This window comes from Mesorhizobium sp. RIZ17 (assembly GCF_051127865.1).
Classification (GTDB): Bacteria; Pseudomonadota; Alphaproteobacteria; order Rhizobiales; family Rhizobiaceae; genus Mesorhizobium; species Mesorhizobium humile.
Map to the genome: position 1 here is coordinate 5839936 of NZ_CP147861.1, position 15113 is coordinate 5855048.

General features: G+C 61.6%; 10 protein-coding genes and 3 pseudogenes. 6 read left to right on the forward strand and 7 right to left on the reverse strand.

From position 1 onward, the window contains the following. Positions 1-13: 13 nt before the first annotated feature. Positions 14-1677: pseudogene (locus WDX12_RS28435) on the forward strand (hydantoinase/oxoprolinase family protein); the annotation flags it as partial. 156 nt (positions 1678-1833) lie between these two features. On the opposite strand, the gene WDX12_RS28440 reads toward WDX12_RS28435, so the two are convergent. Then, positions 1834-2406, reverse strand: coding sequence for an NADPH-dependent FMN reductase (locus WDX12_RS28440; protein WP_434722820.1), 573 nt, complete (start codon positions 2404-2406; stop codon positions 1834-1836). A 639-nt stretch (positions 2407-3045) separates the two neighbouring features. Between WDX12_RS28440 and WDX12_RS28445 the strand changes: the two genes are divergently transcribed. Together WDX12_RS28445 and WDX12_RS28450 are read left to right on the forward strand one after the other, a co-directional pair. Further along, positions 3046-4260 carry a M24 family metallopeptidase gene (locus WDX12_RS28445; RefSeq protein ID WP_434725723.1) on the forward strand — a complete coding sequence of 405 codons (1215 nt, stop codon included), beginning with the start codon at positions 3046-3048 and terminating at the stop codon, positions 4258-4260. A gap of 116 nt (positions 4261-4376) precedes the next feature. Beyond that, on the forward strand, positions 4377-5270 hold the full coding sequence (locus WDX12_RS28450; RefSeq protein WP_434722821.1) for a LysR family transcriptional regulator: 894 nt from the start codon (positions 4377-4379) through the stop codon (positions 5268-5270). A gap of 2 nt (positions 5271-5272) precedes the next feature. Here WDX12_RS28450 and WDX12_RS28455 read toward each other — a convergent pair. The 6 genes and pseudogenes from WDX12_RS28455 to WDX12_RS28480 form a co-directional block, all read right to left on the reverse strand. Then, positions 5273-6036, reverse strand: a protein-coding gene (locus WDX12_RS28455; protein WP_434722822.1) for an IS5 family transposase whose coding sequence is annotated in 2 segments (ribosomal slippage) — positions 5273-5703 and positions 5703-6036 — 765 coding nt in all. Because the reading frame shifts where the segments join, the coding sequence is not laid out codon by codon here. A gap of 68 nt (positions 6037-6104) precedes the next feature. Then, positions 6105-6914, reverse strand: coding sequence for an ABC transporter permease (locus WDX12_RS28460; protein ID WP_434722823.1), 810 nt, complete (start codon positions 6912-6914; stop codon positions 6105-6107). 4 nt (positions 6915-6918) lie between these two features. Beyond that, positions 6919-8151 (reverse strand): ABC transporter permease, encoded by a 1233-nt coding sequence (locus WDX12_RS28465; protein ID WP_434722824.1) that lies wholly within the window; start codon positions 8149-8151, stop codon positions 6919-6921. 3 nt (positions 8152-8154) lie between these two features. Next, complete coding sequence (locus WDX12_RS28470) at positions 8155-9276, reverse strand: ABC transporter ATP-binding protein (RefSeq protein ID WP_434722825.1); 1122 nt, start codon at positions 9274-9276, stop codon at positions 8155-8157. A gap of 25 nt (positions 9277-9301) precedes the next feature. Beyond that, positions 9302-10345, reverse strand: coding sequence for an ABC transporter substrate-binding protein (locus tag WDX12_RS28475; protein WP_434722826.1), 1044 nt, complete (start codon positions 10343-10345; stop codon positions 9302-9304). A 448-nt stretch (positions 10346-10793) separates the two neighbouring features. Further along, positions 10794-11406: pseudogene (locus WDX12_RS28480) on the reverse strand (YitT family protein). 294 nt (positions 11407-11700) lie between these two features. Here WDX12_RS28480 and WDX12_RS28485 point away from each other — a divergent pair. The 3 genes and pseudogenes from WDX12_RS28485 (at position 11701) to WDX12_RS28495 (ending at position 14746) form a co-directional block, all read left to right on the forward strand. Beyond that, a pseudogene (locus tag WDX12_RS28485) lies at positions 11701-12863 on the forward strand (cytochrome P450). Positions 12864-13124: 261 nt separating this feature from the next. Then, positions 13125-13820, forward strand: coding sequence for an iron-sulfur cluster repair di-iron protein (gene ric, locus WDX12_RS28490; RefSeq protein ID WP_434722827.1), 696 nt, complete (start codon positions 13125-13127; stop codon positions 13818-13820). A 449-nt stretch (positions 13821-14269) separates the two neighbouring features. Continuing rightward, positions 14270-14746 carry an LEM-3-like GIY-YIG domain-containing protein gene (locus tag WDX12_RS28495; protein ID WP_434722828.1) on the forward strand — a complete coding sequence of 159 codons (477 nt, stop codon included), beginning with the start codon at positions 14270-14272 and terminating at the stop codon, positions 14744-14746. Positions 14747-15113: the final 367 nt, after the last annotated feature.

Below are 15113 nucleotides of genomic sequence, written 5' to 3' on the forward strand. Positions count from 1 at the left end.
TGGCCTCCTCACGTGTCCAGCCAGGCATGACGTTCACGCGATCCGCGTCCCCTTGTGCTGGATGCTCTGGCAGAGGCTTTACCCGCCTTTGCCGATACCGTTTCGGGCATCACCGTGGCTTCTTATTCCGCGGTTCGCAACCCCGAGCACGAGGTAGCTGCGCGCAAACTCATCCGCCAGCGCACCGGGCTTCCGGTAACATGTTCGCATGAACTGTCGTCGAAGCTCGGCGGGCCGCGACGCGCGCTCACGACGCTTCTCAATGCGCGCCTGATCTCGATGATCGCCCGCCTTGTCGATGCCACGGAAGGCTTCCTCGAAAGGCGCGGCATAGCGGGACCGCTGATGATGGTGCGCGGCGACGGAACGCTGGTCACCACGAAATTCGCCCGCGCCCGCCCGATCGAGACCATTCTCTCCGGCCCGGCGGCCAGCCTGGTCTCTGCGCGTTATCTGACGGACCTCGACGATGCGGTGATTTCCGACATTGGCGGCACGACCACCGATGTCGCCGTTCTGGAAGGCGGTCGCCTGCGGCTCGATCCCGCAGGCGCGACCGTCGGCGGCCAGCGCACCATGGTCGAGGCCGTCGCCATGCGCACCTTCGGTCTCGGGGGAGATTCGGAAGTTTCGCTTCAGGAACGGTCGCTGACTTCGGCGATCGTGCTCGGACCTCGTCGGCTCGTGCCGTTGGCACTGGCCGCCGTGGAACACGGCGACGCCGTCGCCAAGGAACTGCGCCGCCAATTGCTCAAGCCCAGCACCGGCAGGCTGGACGGCCGCTTTGCCTTGCGCACCGGGGTTCCGGATCGCCTCGCCACCGGCCTGACGACTACGGAGGCGCGACTGTATGCCGACATCACGGCAACTCCCGCCGCGCTCGATGACCTGCTCGTGTCGACGTCGCAGGTGGCGACACTCAATCGCCTGGTCGCACGAGGTCTTGTGCACATCGCAGGCTTTACACCGTCCGACGCGGCTCACGTGCTCGGCCGACAGTCCAACTGGGATCCTGTCGCGGCCCGGTTCGGCGCGGAATTGTTCGCGCGCAAGCGCGATAGCCAGGGGCATCAAATAGCGAAAGACGCGGACACATTTTCCGAGATGGTTCTCGCCTGCGTCACCCGGCGTTCGGCCGAAGCCGTGCTGGAAACGGTCTTTGCCGAGGACGGGCTGGATGGCGGCGTGTCCGTTTCCAATCCGCTGGTCCAGAGGGCGGTTCGCCAACGCGGCGGGATGGCGCGGCTGTCGATCGAGCTCGACCGGCCGGTAATCGGCCTCGGCGCCTCAGCATCGCTCCACTACGCCGGCCTGCCGCCCTTGATCGGCAACGACTGCCATATCGCCAAGCATGCCGACGTGGCAAATGCGCTGGGTGCGGTCGTTGGGCAGATGCGCATGTCGGCGGAAGCGCGGGTCAGCCAGCCGGAGATCGGCCTCTTCCGCCTGAATTCCGGCGAGCGGCTGGACGACTTCGATACCGAGGACGAAGCGATGGCCACGGCCGAGGCCCATGTCCGCGTCCTGGCGGCAAGTCTCGCCGAGCGTGCCGGGACCGATCAGGCCCGCGTCGAGACCGAGCGCCAGGTCAAGGTGGCAATGATCGAGGGCGAGCGTAGTTTCGTTGAAGCCATCGTCGTGGCGACAGCCACAGGCCGGCCACGCATCGCTTCGTGACCCAGCCTTATCTAGTGCACGTCGCTTCGACAGACGAGCCGACCTGCAACCGTCATGGATGCCGCGCAACAAGACACCTCGCAGCCAATACCAGGGGTCCGGGAAGGGCCGACCGAAGATGATCCGCCTGCTCAATCTATCAGCTTGGGGACAGCGTCAGGCATCCTTGGGCAACACCTGGAGGACTCGCGCGATGAACAAATGGAACTCCTGCATATAGTTGCGCAGGAACTCCTCGGTGGATTCGACTGTTACCTCGCCATTGTCGGTGATCAGGCCCGGCGTGAACTGGATATAGGCTTCCGGGGCATTCATCTGTGGCGAGTTGCAGAAGCTTAGCACACTGCGCAGGCTCTGTTGGGCGACAGCCGTTCCGATCGCGCCTGGCGACGTTCCGATGACGGCGGAAGGCTTGCGGGCAAAGGAATTCTTGCCATAGGGACGGCTGGCCCAGTCGATTGCGTTTTTCAACCCCCCTGGGATCGAGCGATTGTACTCTGGCGTGACGAAAAGCACGGCTTCGACAGCGGCGATTGCATCCTTGAAGGCGCGCGCCGACGGCGGAAAGTCGGCATCGTAGTCGTAGCTATAGAGCGGCAGATCCCTGAAGGCGATTTCCGACATTTCAAGCTCCGGCGGCGCGAGCTGTACCAGCGCTTTTGCCAGCTTGCGATTGATCGATCCTTTGGCAAGGCTGCCGATTAGGTAACCGACCTTGTGCGTGGTCATGAGACACTCCCGCGTTCGCCGCCCATACCCGCTGATCCGCTGAGAATATCCGCCGATTGAACCGCGAATGCCAGCCCATTCGGCAAGGCCTTGGAACGATTTGGCGCTGCCAACTTCCCTGCCAAATTCGAGCTCGAGGCTTTGGTTTTTGCTTGGCGGTCCTCAGCGTGTTGCCGCCCACGACGTTTGCCGATGCGGGCACCGGGCCCGACAAGCGTTCCAACAATCGTCGGCGGGATGCTGGCAACACCACGGTCGGACTGTCGACCGGTGACGGCGTTCGGCCTCTCCAACGAGAGCTCCAAAATCGTCTTCCGCGCGTCAAGTGGCCTAACCGGAGAAACGGTTATATCCGAAGTTCCCAAATGGCTCCTTCCTGCACTCCTGAAGCGAAGCCGTCTCTTCGATCGGCGAACCTCGCTCGGGGGCCCATGCATGCCATACAAACAGGATGCTCAGGCCGATCGCTGTCGCAAACCGCTCCGCCGCGTTGCGAATGGGGAAGCGATTAGCATCTGTAATTGACCGATATCGACTTCTAATTTTTCCCGTCAGAACCGCGTTCGTATAGTCCGGGGAGATCCTTGATGATCTTTCTTTGCATTTATGGAGGACATGATGAACGTCTATGCCAAGGGCATGCCAAACGAGTTACTGCGGCTGCAGAGCATGCACAATGGCGATAAGGTCGTGCCGACCTTCAGCGCCGACGAGATGGGTCGCCGGCAGGACGGCTTACGCAGAATCCTGGCCGAGCTGAAGCTCGACGGCGCCATCCTCACCTCGTACCACAACATCTGCTATTTTTCGGATTTCCTGTATTGCTACTTCGGCCGCCGCTATGCCTTCGTCGTGACGGACACGAAAGCGGTTTCGGTGTCCGCAGGCATCGATGCCGGCCAACCCTGGAGGCGCACCTTCGGCGACAACGTCACCTATACCGACTGGCAGCGCGACAACTATTTCTATGCGCTCCAGCAGCAGCTGCCCGGCGTAGGGCGCCTCGGCATCGAGTTCGATCACGTCAATCTCGACCTGCGCAAACTGCTGCAGGATGCCTTCCCGAATGTCGAATTCGTGGACATCGGGGCATCGACGATGTGGCTGCGCACCATCAAGTCGGAGGAGGAAATCGCACTCATCAAGGAGGGAGCGCGCACCGCGGATCTCGGCGGCGAAGCCATCCACGCCGCTATTCGTGAAGGAATTCCCGAATACGAGGTGGCATTGGCAGGCACGCAGACCATGGTGCGCCACATCGCGAAGACCTTCCCGCATGCAGAGTTGATGGACACTTGGGTATGGTTCCAGTCCGGTGTCAACACGGACGGCGCCCACAACCCGGTGACATCCCGCAAGCTGCGGAAAGGCGACATCCTTTCGCTGAACTGCTTCCCAATGATCGCCGGCTACTACACGGCGCTTGAACGCACGCTCTTTCTGGACCATGCGAGCGACGAACATCTGCGGATATGGGAGATCAACTGCGAGGTGCATCGGCGTGGCTTGGAGCTGCTGCGCCCAGGGGCACGATGCGGCGACGTGGCCACGGAACTGAACGACATCTACCGCAGCCATAACCTGCTCGGCTACCGTTCGTTCGGCTACGGGCACTCGTTCGGCGTACTGTCGCATTACTACGGCCGCGAGGCCGGCGTGGAGTTGCGCGAGGACATCAACACCGTGCTTCAGCCGGGCATGGTGGTTTCGATGGAACCAATGGTGACCCTGCCGGAAGGCATGCCTGGAGCGGGCGGCTACCGCGAGCACGACATCCTTGTCATCAAGGAGGACGGGGCCGAAAACATCACGCAGTTCCCCTTCGGTCCAGAGCACAACATCGTCAAGGCCTAACGGCAATTTCAAACTCCCCAAGGGCCTCGGCTTCCGCCGGGGCCCGCTTGCATTTGTCCGGAAACAGGTGATCTTATGAGCGCTACATGCGCTCATTGTCGTGTCAGGGGCCATCGATGCGCAGCATTCCCACCGATCTGCTTCGAGCCTTCGTCACCATCATCGACCTGCGCGGCTATACGCGGGCCGGGGAGCGGCTTGGCCGCACCCAGCCAGCGATCAGCTTGCAAATGAAGAAACTGCAGGATCTTCTCGGCGTCTCGCTGTTTGCGAAGGAAGGCGGCACTCAACTGACCGAGCAAGGCGAGCTGGTGGCCGGCTATGCCCGCCAGATCCTGACGCTCAACGACGAGATGATGCTTAAACTCTCCAATCGGGAGAGCACCGGAAAGCTGAGGCTCGGCATTCCCAACGACTATGCCGACCACTTCCTGCCCAAGCTGATGGCTAGCTTCGCTCGAGACGGCTCGGATATCACTTTCGATGTGGTCTGCGACATCTCGCACAACCTTTTGGAGAGCATGCGCAGGGGCCAGTACGACATTGTCGTGGCGATGACGCCTGATGGCCCCGCCGAGGGCGCCTTAATGACGTGGAAGGAGCAGCTTGCCTGGATAGGTGCCGCCGGGCACGGCGACGGCCTCGCAGAGAACCACGAAAAAGGTCCGCTACGCATCGTCTGCTATCCGGAAGGCTGCCTCTACCGCCGCAACATGCTGACGGCCCTGCAAAGAGACGGGCGCAGTTTCGAGATCGTCTACACGAGCCCCAGCCTGTCGGGTCTGGAGGCGGCTGTGGGGGCGGGCTTCGGCATGACCGTCCTTGCGCGTCGCATCGTTCCGTCCGCGCTGCGGATTGTCGAGCCGGCGGCGCACTTGCCACGGCTGGCGGATGTCGTCGTGGGCATATATGTCAGCGCCGACCGCAAGCGATCGGCCGTCGCGCGGAGCTTCGCGGCTCGCTTCGCCGACATGTTCGTGGCAAGCGACGCCGGCGCGCTTGCCAGCTAGGGTCAGGACTCATTGATCCAGAAGATGAAGACGGCCGCGAATGCGATGGCTGACAGGAAGGTGTGAGCGCATCGGTCGTAGCGTGTGTGGATTCGTCGCCAGTCCTTGAGGCGGGCGAACATATTCTCGATCTTGTGGCGCTGCCGGCAGAGGATTGGATCGTAGCTGTGCTTGATGCGGTGTTTGGCGTGGGGCGGAATGCAGGGCGTGATGCCTCTTTCAACCAGCGCCTGTCGGAAGGCCGCGGAACTGTAGGCCCGGTCGGCGAGCAGGACGCGGGCGGGCGGGAATTGATTGAGAACGGCGGCAGCGGTCTTGTGATCGTTGGCTTGCCCTTCGCTCAGATGCAGCAGTAGCGGTCGTCCCTTGTCATCGCAGACCACCTGCAGCTTGCTGGTCAGGCCCCCGCGGCTGCGCCCGATACATCGGGGTAGAGCCCCTTTTTGAGCAGGCTGGCCGCCGTGCGATGCGCCTTGAGATGAGTGGCATCGATCATCAACTTGTCGGCACCTCCACCCTGCGCAGCCAATTCGGCCAGGATGCGGTTGAACACGCCCAGCCGGCTCCAGCGAATGAAGCGGTTGTAGATGGTCTTGTGCGGGCCATAGCCGGCGGGGGCATCGCGCCAGCGCAAGCCATTGCGGATCACGAACAGGATGCCGCTCAACACCCGCCGGTCATCCACTCGGGGGATGCCATGCGACAAAGGAAAGTAGGGTTCAATCCGCCGCATCTGCGACGGGGTCAACAGCAGCAAATCATCCAAGGCAGCACCTCCTGCCACCTTGAATCACCTCTCAAGCAAAGCCTCAAGCAAATTAATAGGTCCTGACCCTAGCTGGCGCGGCGGCGCGTCAGGAATGACAGCGCGAGAAACAGCACGATCGACAGTGATAGCAGCAGCGTGGCGGCCGCCATTATGGTTGGGTTGATCTGATCGCGTATCCCGGAGAACATCTGCACTGGCAGCGTGCGTTGCTCGGCCGCGGTCATGAACAGCGCCACAACCACTTCGTCGAAAGACGTCGCGAAGGCGAAGATCGCCCCAGAAACCACTCCCGGCATGATGTTCGGCAACGTCACTCGGAAGAAGGCAGAAGCCGGCGGCGCGCCGAGGCTCAATGCTGCCCGCGTCAGGTTGGTGTCGTAGGTTGACAACGTAGCGGTCACGGTGATGACCACGAACGGCGTAGCCAGCGCCGTGTGGGCCAGCACCAGGCCCGTGCGCGTGTTGGTCAGGCCGAACTGGCCGAAGAACAAGTAGCTGCCGACGGCAACGATCACGATCGGCACGATCATCGGCGAGATCAGCAGCGCCATGACGAGCCGCCGCGCCGGAAAATCGGGGCGCGAGATGCCGAGCGCCGCCAGGGTGCCGAGCGTCGTTGCCAGTATCGTCGTCGCAACGGCCGCTACCGCGCTGTTGAAGATGGCCGTCATCCAGCGGGCATTGCCGAAGAAGTCCTCGTACCAGCGCAGCGAATATTCCCGCACCGGCAGGGTGAAGAACGGGTCCTTGGAAAATGACAGCGGCACGATGATGAACAGCGGAGCAATCAAGAACAGCAGGACCGCGACCGCCAGCATGACGACAAGAGTTCGCAACAGGCGTTCGGAAGGGGTTGCGTAGGAAGGCAGCCACATGGCGTCACCCAAGCTTGATCTTGTCCGCGCCGACAAGGCGCAGGAACAACAGGTAGATGGCAAGCGTCACGACCAGCAGGACGACACCGAGGCTGGCGGCCAGGCCCCAGTTGAGGTCGCGGTTGATGTAGACGGAGATGAAGTTGGACACCATCTGGTCGCGCGGGCCGCCGACGAGCGCCGGGGTGATGTAGTAGCCGAGCGACAGGATGAAGGTCATCAGGCAGCCCGCCACGACGCCGGGCAGCGTCTGCGGAGCATAGACCCGCCAGAAGGCCGAGGAGGGCCCGGCGCCGAGCGAGCGAGCGGCGCGAAGCTGCGTGGCGGGGATCGAGCGCATGACGCTGTAGATCGGCAGGATGGTGAAGGGCAGCTGTATGTGCGTCATCGCCGTCACCGTGCCGAACCGGGTGAAGATGAGCTGGAGCTTTTCGCTGGTCAGGTGCAGGCCCAGCAGCATGTCGTTTATGACGCCGTCCGACTGCAGCAGCACCACCCATGCGGTGGTACGCACAAGCAGCGACGTCCATAGCGGCAGCAGCACCATCAGCATCATGACGCTCGCTATTGTCCTGGGCGCGATGGTCAGCACATAAGCGACGGGATAGCCCAGAAGCAGCGTGAACAGCGTCACCAGCCCCGCCACCAAAAGCGTGCGTCCCAATACGTCGAGGAAAATCGCCTGGTCGCCATGGACGCGCTCGATGGAGCCATCCGACGCCTGTTTCAGATCGAGCGCGGTCAGAAGGTAATATGGAGTGACGGCAGCGCCATTGCGCTTGATGACGGCCCAGGTTTCCGGCGAGGCCCATTCCTTTCCAAGTTGGACGAACCGTTCCTTGTAGGGACCGTCGCCGGGCTTCTCCACCATTCTGGCGGCCGCGAGGACGCGGCTGCGCATGCCGGAAATCTCGTAGTTCAACCTCTTGCCGAGCAGCGCCGCGGTGCTGTTGCCCTTGGCGACCTTCAGATCCTCGGCCAGCGCGGCATAGACGGGTTCGTCCGGCACGGACTTGCCGTCCCAGTCCTGCAGCGCCGTCAGAGTGCGCGGCAGCACGTCGCGCGTTTCCGGATTTCCGACAGCGGTGACCAGCAGGTAGAGGATGGGAGCGACGAAGGCCACCGCGAGGAAGACGAGCAGCGGCAGCGCGAGCGAGAATGCCGATCGCCGTGCTGGCCTGGCCGCCCGACGCACGGCCATGAAGATGTTGATGCGGTCGATATCCACGGCGCTCATGGGTCAGGCTTCCAGCAGGCGGCAATCCGAAACGCTGCATTCGAGCGTCACGCCGTCGCCCGGCGCGAAAGGTCCGGCACGACGTGCCTGGATGCGCGCGGTAACGAGTTGTCCGCCGAACGCCTCCAGCGACAACCGCATGTGATCGCCAAGGAAGAAGACATCGCGGACTGTGCCCGTCATGCGGTTGATGCCGGCCTCGGCGCCATTCCCGGCGAGAGCGATGTTTTCCGGGCGAACGGACACGTTGTGTTCTGCGCCCGCTCCAGAGGCCACTAAGCCGACGGCCTTCAGCGTGGAGCCATCGGCCATGCGCACGACTGCAAATTCACCTTCCCGCCCCAGCAGGGTGCAGGGCAAAGTGTTGTTCTCGCCGATGAAGGATGCGACGAAACGGTTGGCCGGCTCGTCGTACAGCGTTTTGGGATCGGCCAGCTGCTGAATACGCCCGTCGTGAAACACCGCGATGCGGTCCGACATCGTCAGCGCTTCGGACTGGTCATGCGTGACATAGACCATGGTGATGCCGAGCGAGGTCTGCAACTGCTTGATCTCGATCTGCATGCGTTCGCGCAACTGCTTGTCGAGCGCGCCGAGCGGCTCGTCCATCAGCACCAGCGAGGGCTCGAAGACCAGCGCCCGCGCCAGGGCGACGCGCTGCTGCTGGCCGCCCGAAAGCTGCGAAGGGCGGCGATCGCCGAGCGCTTCGAGGCTCACGCGGCCGAGCGCCTCGCGCACTTTCTCCGTCGCCGCGGCTCCGGTAATGCCGCGATAGCGCAACGGGAAGGCGACATTCTCCGCCACGGTCATGTGCGGAAAGAGCGCGTAGTTCTGGAACACGAAGCCAATGTTGCGCTTTTCCGGCGGCAACCGCTCTACCGACCTGCCGCCGAGCAGGATGCGGCCGAGCGTCGGCCGTTCGAAGCCACCGAGCATCATCAGCGTGGTGGTTTTGCCGGAGCCGGAAGGCCCCAGCATGGTGAGAAACTCGCCGCGAGCGACGCTCAGATTGAGGTCTTTTACGACGAAGTTGATGCCGTCGTAGGATTTCTTCACGTCCTCGAACCGAACGAGGGCATCGACGGACCTGTCCGTGGCCAGGGACATCGGCTGGGAAAAGTTCATCGATGCTCTCCTGCTCATGTCCGCGTCATCGGGCGAGCCAGGTTGTGAACCGCTTCCGGATCTCGTCGCCATTGTCGGCCCAGAAGGCATTGTCCAGCGTCAGCGACACCGTCAGGTTCTGCGGGCTGGTGGGCAGGTTCTTGGCATCCTCGGGAGCCACGAACTCGGCCGACGATTTCCGCACCGGACCGTAGGGGATGTATTTGGTGATGCCGGCGAGCACCTTCGGCTCGACCGCATATTTGATGAAGGCCAGCGAGGCGTCCGGGTTCTTGGCGCCCTTTGGGATCACCCAATAGTTGGAATCGAGGATCTGGTTGTCCCACACGATGCGGAAGTCCTTGCCTTCCTTGTTGGCATTGTAGATACGGCCGTTCCAGGCGGTGGTCATGACGACCTCGCCGGACGCGAGCAGTTGGGGCGCCTGGGCGCCAGCTTCCCACCAGACGATGCTGTCCTTGATCGTGTCGAGCTTGGCGAAGGCGCGGTCGACGCCTTCGGGCGTGGACAGCGTCTCGTAGACCTTGTCGGCAGGCACGCCGTCGGCCAGGAGGGCGAACTCCAGGTTCGTCGCGGGATTCTTCCACAGACCACGCTTGCCGGGGAATTTCTTGGTGTCGAAGAGGTCCTTGATTGTCGAGGGACCGTTCGGCAGCGTGGCGCCGTCATAGGCTAGTGTCGTAGCATAGACGATGGTGCCGACGCCGCATTCGGACGTGGTGCCGCTGATCCAGTCCTCCTTCGGCCCTACGGCCGACCAGTCGACCTTTTCGAAAATGCCCTCGTCGCAACCTTGCAGCAGCGTCGGCGCGTCGACATCAACGACATCCACCGTGGTGTTGCCGGATTCGATCATCGCCTTGATCTTGGCGATCTCACCGCCGTACTCTTGCTCGTCGATCTTGGTGCCTGTGCTGGTCGCGTAGGTCTCGAATACAGCCTTGCGCTGCGCTTCCTGGTAAGCGCCGCCGAAGCTCATGACCGAGAGGGTGTCCTTCGCCAGCGCGGTTGTCGAAAAGAATACCCCTAGCGAAAAGGCCAACGTCAGTCCGATTGATTTGGTCCCCATGTCTTCTCTCCCTGATAGGGTTGAACCAGACCTCGGCTGATTGCTGATAGAGCCTTGGTCAGCCGCAGAAACGCTAGTTTCACGAAGGGGCGGCGGCAAATAAGTACATGACATGATGCCATCAGAGCCTGTTATAAGGCCGTCACAAGAGCCGAAAGGGCGAAGGAATCTTAGCGAGCTCCGAAAACCAGGGAGAAGGCGCAAGTTCCATCTTGCGTTCGGTTCTTATCGGCTCTTAGTGCTTTGCACGTGCGTTGCCTTGGCCTCTGTCAAACGAACGGCGAACCATCCTTGAGCAGCCGCCTTTGGCAACGCCACAGTACCGTACAACTCAAATTCTCTAATTCTCTTGTCCGGCGCAGGCCCAAATGTAGAGTTGCCGGACCTTAGATAGCCGCGCAATTTTGGCGGCTCAAAATGATCGCCGAGCTCCAGGGAGTCCGTACCGCTAGCTTATGCCCAGGTAGCGGCCGGGCCGATGATTGATCGCGAGAATCATGTTGAGGATGATCGCGCTAAGGATCGACAGCATCAGCCTATCTGGCGACAGGATGAAGAAGGCGACGCTTAGGATCGCAAGGTCGACCGCGAGCTGGAAATAGCCGGCACGCACGCCAAACCTTTCCTGGAGAAGGATGGCCAGGATATTGAGGCCGCCGAGACCCGTACGATGGCGGAACAGCATCAACAATCCGGTGCCGCAGAGCGTGCCGGCCATAACCGCGGCATAGGTCGCGTTAAGGTGCGAGAAGTCGATCCATTCCCCTGTGAGGCGGGAGAAGAGGGAAACCAGGCTGACGGCAACAAACGTAGCGCAGCACGAATAGCCAGCCCAGGTACTTCAACCCGAGCAAATAGAAAGGCAAATTTATCAGCGAGAAGCCGATCCAGAAATTCACGCCGGACGTGTATTGAACAAGCAGCGCCATACCAGCCATGCCGCCAACCAGAAGCGTCGCCTTCGAATAGATCGCCACTCCCAAGGCGACCATCAGCGTGCCGAGCGCCAATGCGATCATATCCTCATAGATGCCATGTTTCTGGCTTGCGACGATATCCATGCTGCATCCTCAGGCTGCGTCTGGCTTTAAAATATGAAGCCCAAGCGAGCCACCGTCTTTGCGCACGCGCAAACGCCTTGGCGAAGATACGCCGGCTGAGCGTCTGTCTCCTCTTCGACACCTGACGCAGTTGTCCGGACGGATGGCCAGCCTTGGCCCCCTGCCCCGGATAAATCAGAACCGTGGCGATGCGATTGTTTGCGCGGGCTCAAAGACCCTCCGTGCCTGCTGAGCTAGCAGGAGAAGGTTTTCACAGCTGTGGCCTCGCAAGCGGGGCAATACCGGGAGATTTTGATGGATCCCATGCCAAGCAAGCCGCAACCTGATTGGGACCCCAGATCCGATGTGGTCCTTTCAAATCAAATCAAGGCGTATGATCAGATGCGCCGCAGCTGTCCGGTGGCATATAGCGAGTACCTCGGCTGGTCGCTGTTCCGCCACGAGGATGTCCTGGACGCGCTGGGCGATCATCGGACGTTCAGCAATGCGGTCTCCACGCATCTGTCAGTGCCGAACGGCATGGACCCGCCCCTGCACACGGCCTACCGGAAGTTGATCGAGCGGCATTTCGAGCCAGCGCGTGTCGAGGCTTCGAGCCGACTTGCCGGACGATCTCGGCCGAGCTCTTATCCGGCCTCGACCGGGGCGTGGAAATCGAACTTATAACGTTACTTGCCCAGCGCTTCGCCGTGCGAATCCAGTGCGCCTTTCTCGGATGGCCGGACAGCCTGCACGAGCCGCTGCTGTCGTGGGTTCGCAGGAATCATGAGGCCACCTTGGCTAGAGATGCCGCGGCGATGGCGGCGATCGCCCTCGAATTCGATGGCTACATAACGGATTTGCTGGACGCGCGGCAGAACGCCGGCGGAGCCGCGCCGGAAGACATCACCACGGATCTGCTGCGGGAAAGGATCGGCGACAGACCGCTGAACTGCGAGGAGATCGTGAGCATCCTACGCAACTGGACCGTTGGCGAACTGGGCACCATCACCGCTTGCGTCGGCATTCTCGGCCAGTACCTGGCAGAAAACGCGCATCTCCAGCGGCAGCTTCGGGACGATCCAAGCAGACTGCCCGAGGCGATCGACGAAATACTGCGTATGCATGCTCCGCTCATCTCCAACCGTCGGATGACCACTAGGCCGGTCGAAATCGGCGGACGCAAGATCGCATCCGGCGAGAGGATCACGCTGATGTGGGCATCGGCGAACCGCGATGAAGCGGTTTTCGGCGATCCCGACGAATTCCGCCTCGATCGCGACCCGGCCCAAAATTTTCTCTATGGTCACGGCATCCATATCTGCCCGGGCGCGCAACTGGCGCGGCTGGAGCTGCTTGTCATCATGGAGGAGTTGCTGAAGCGGACCGAGAGCATCGCGCTGGCGCCCGGCCAGCGGCCGACGATCGCCATCTATCCGGCAAGCGGGTTTTCTGCACTTCCCGTGCGAATCCTATAGCAGCCGGTCTCCGTAGCCGGCGCATTGCCGATCTCGCCGATCGCCCTCAAAACCGTCGGCGCATCAGCTTCCTGGTGGGCGCAGCGTCCCGAGGAGATTAATCGCCCACGCCGTCTCGGCGGCGGAGCTTGCGCTGCGACAAAGACCGACGCTCAATAATCGCTATTTTCCGCTGGGGTCGTGCAGTGCGCCGTCGCCCTTCGGTTTGACCTCCACAGGTGCACCGGCTTTCTTCCTGGCCACAAACATGGAGTTTCGACAATGACAGTTCAGACCTCGGAGGCCGCGTTTTGGGAGCGCACCGTCGGCGACATAGCCGCCACGCTGCCCGGCGCTACGGCAGTTTTCCGGAAGTTCAAGATCGATTTCTGCTGCAATGGCGATCTCACCCTCGACAGCGCCGCTCACCGGCGAGGGGTCGATCCTAGGGACCTTGAGCAGGCGTTGACTGCGCTGGGCACAGCCGATGGCGCCGGCGCGGCGCCTGCCGCAATGAGCAACGAGGTTCTGATCGACCATATTCAGGCCTGCTACCACGAAGCTCACCGACGTGCCTTGCCGGAGCTTATAGCTCTGTCGCGAAAGGTTGAGGCCGTGCATCGCGAGCATCCGAAGGTGCCGGCCGGGCTTTCCGACGCGTTGCGGCTGCTGGGGGGCGAGTTGGAGCAACACATGGCCAAGGAGGAGGCCATCTTGTTTCCGGCGATGCTGCAGTGGACCGAGGGCAAGTACGATATCCCTATTTCGGAACTGCGGCACGAGCACGACGGCCAGGGAATTTCGCTTCGGCTGCTTGAAAGCCTCACCGACAACTTCACCACGCCAGAGGGCGCTTGCCGCTCATGGCAAGCGCTCTACGTGGGCGTTGCCCAGCTCGCCGAGGATATGATCGAACATATCCACTTGGAGAACAATGTGCTTTTCCCGCGCTTCGATGCGGCGGAAAGCCGGGCCTAGCCTCCAACGTAGACGGCGGCTGCAGTTCTGAAGGCGGACCCGTCTGGCGAATCCTCGACTGATTGACTTACCGCTGGGTTGGGCGTCAACGATGGATTGTTTCAAGGACGCTGGAATCGGGCCTGCTCTGGGGCTCGCCAGGGATCAGCTAGCCTGAACCATCGGAGCGGCCGACGCTTCGCTGTCCTTCGCGGAGCCGTGCTCGCCCTCTCGGCTCAAGCCCTTGCAGACTACGGGTGCCAACGTCGGTCGGCATCAATCGCTCCAGAATTTCACCGTGATAGCCCAGTATTCTGAACGCAGAATCCGGATCCTTGGTTGACTGATATTCGATATGCAGGAAGCGTCGCCAACTACCGACGCTAGCTGTCACCAGAAGATCCCCCAATGGCCATGCCCCTCTTGCGCGAGCGCTGATGTCTTGCCACACAACGGGCCGGCGAGGGATCATGACACAGCTTAAGCGTTTTCCGGAAGAAGTCTGCCAGAAGATTGGCAACTACGTTTACAGGCTTATCGACCCCCGCAACGGCGAGACCTTCTATGTCGGGAAGGGCAAGAACAATCGGGTGTTCGATCATGCAGCGGGCATCCCCGAGGTTGCCGAGGACAGCGATCAGACGCTTGGCGGAAAACTGGATCGCATTCGGGCGATCAAGAATGCCGGCCTCTCGGTGCTTCACGTCATCCATAGGCATGAGATTCCGGACGTTGCCGTATTCGAAGTCGAGGCAGCCATCATAGATGCCTATCCGGGCCTGACCAACATCCAGGGCGGCCACGCGAGCAGTGATCGCGGTCCGATGAACCATATGGAACTCGTTGACAAATACGCGCTACCCGACTTTCCTGCCGACCCTCGGCACGCGCTCGTTCTGATCAACATCAATAAGCTCGATGACCGATCCGACCGAAAAGCCATCTAGAATCTTGTCCGTTACTGCTGGCGGATATCGAAAGCCCGGGCCGAGAAGGCTGACTACGTCCTTGCCGTGGTCCGAGGGGTCGTCGTCGGGGCGTTCCGTCCGCATAAATGGTTGCCAGCAACCGCCGAAAACTTTCCCGATATCCCATATGCCGATGACTCGGAGAGCTACCGCATCGGCTTCGTTGGGGAGCAAGCGCCCGGCGCTATCTGGGCACTCTATGTCGGCGACCGGGGCAAGCGGGTCACGAATCCTGGCCTCAGGCACAGCCAGAACCCTGTCCGTTTCTGGAAGTGCTGACGGGCGCGATCGACTTCGTACCCCTGCACACCCGCGGCACTGTCGGAGTAACCGCGCCCTATCGACT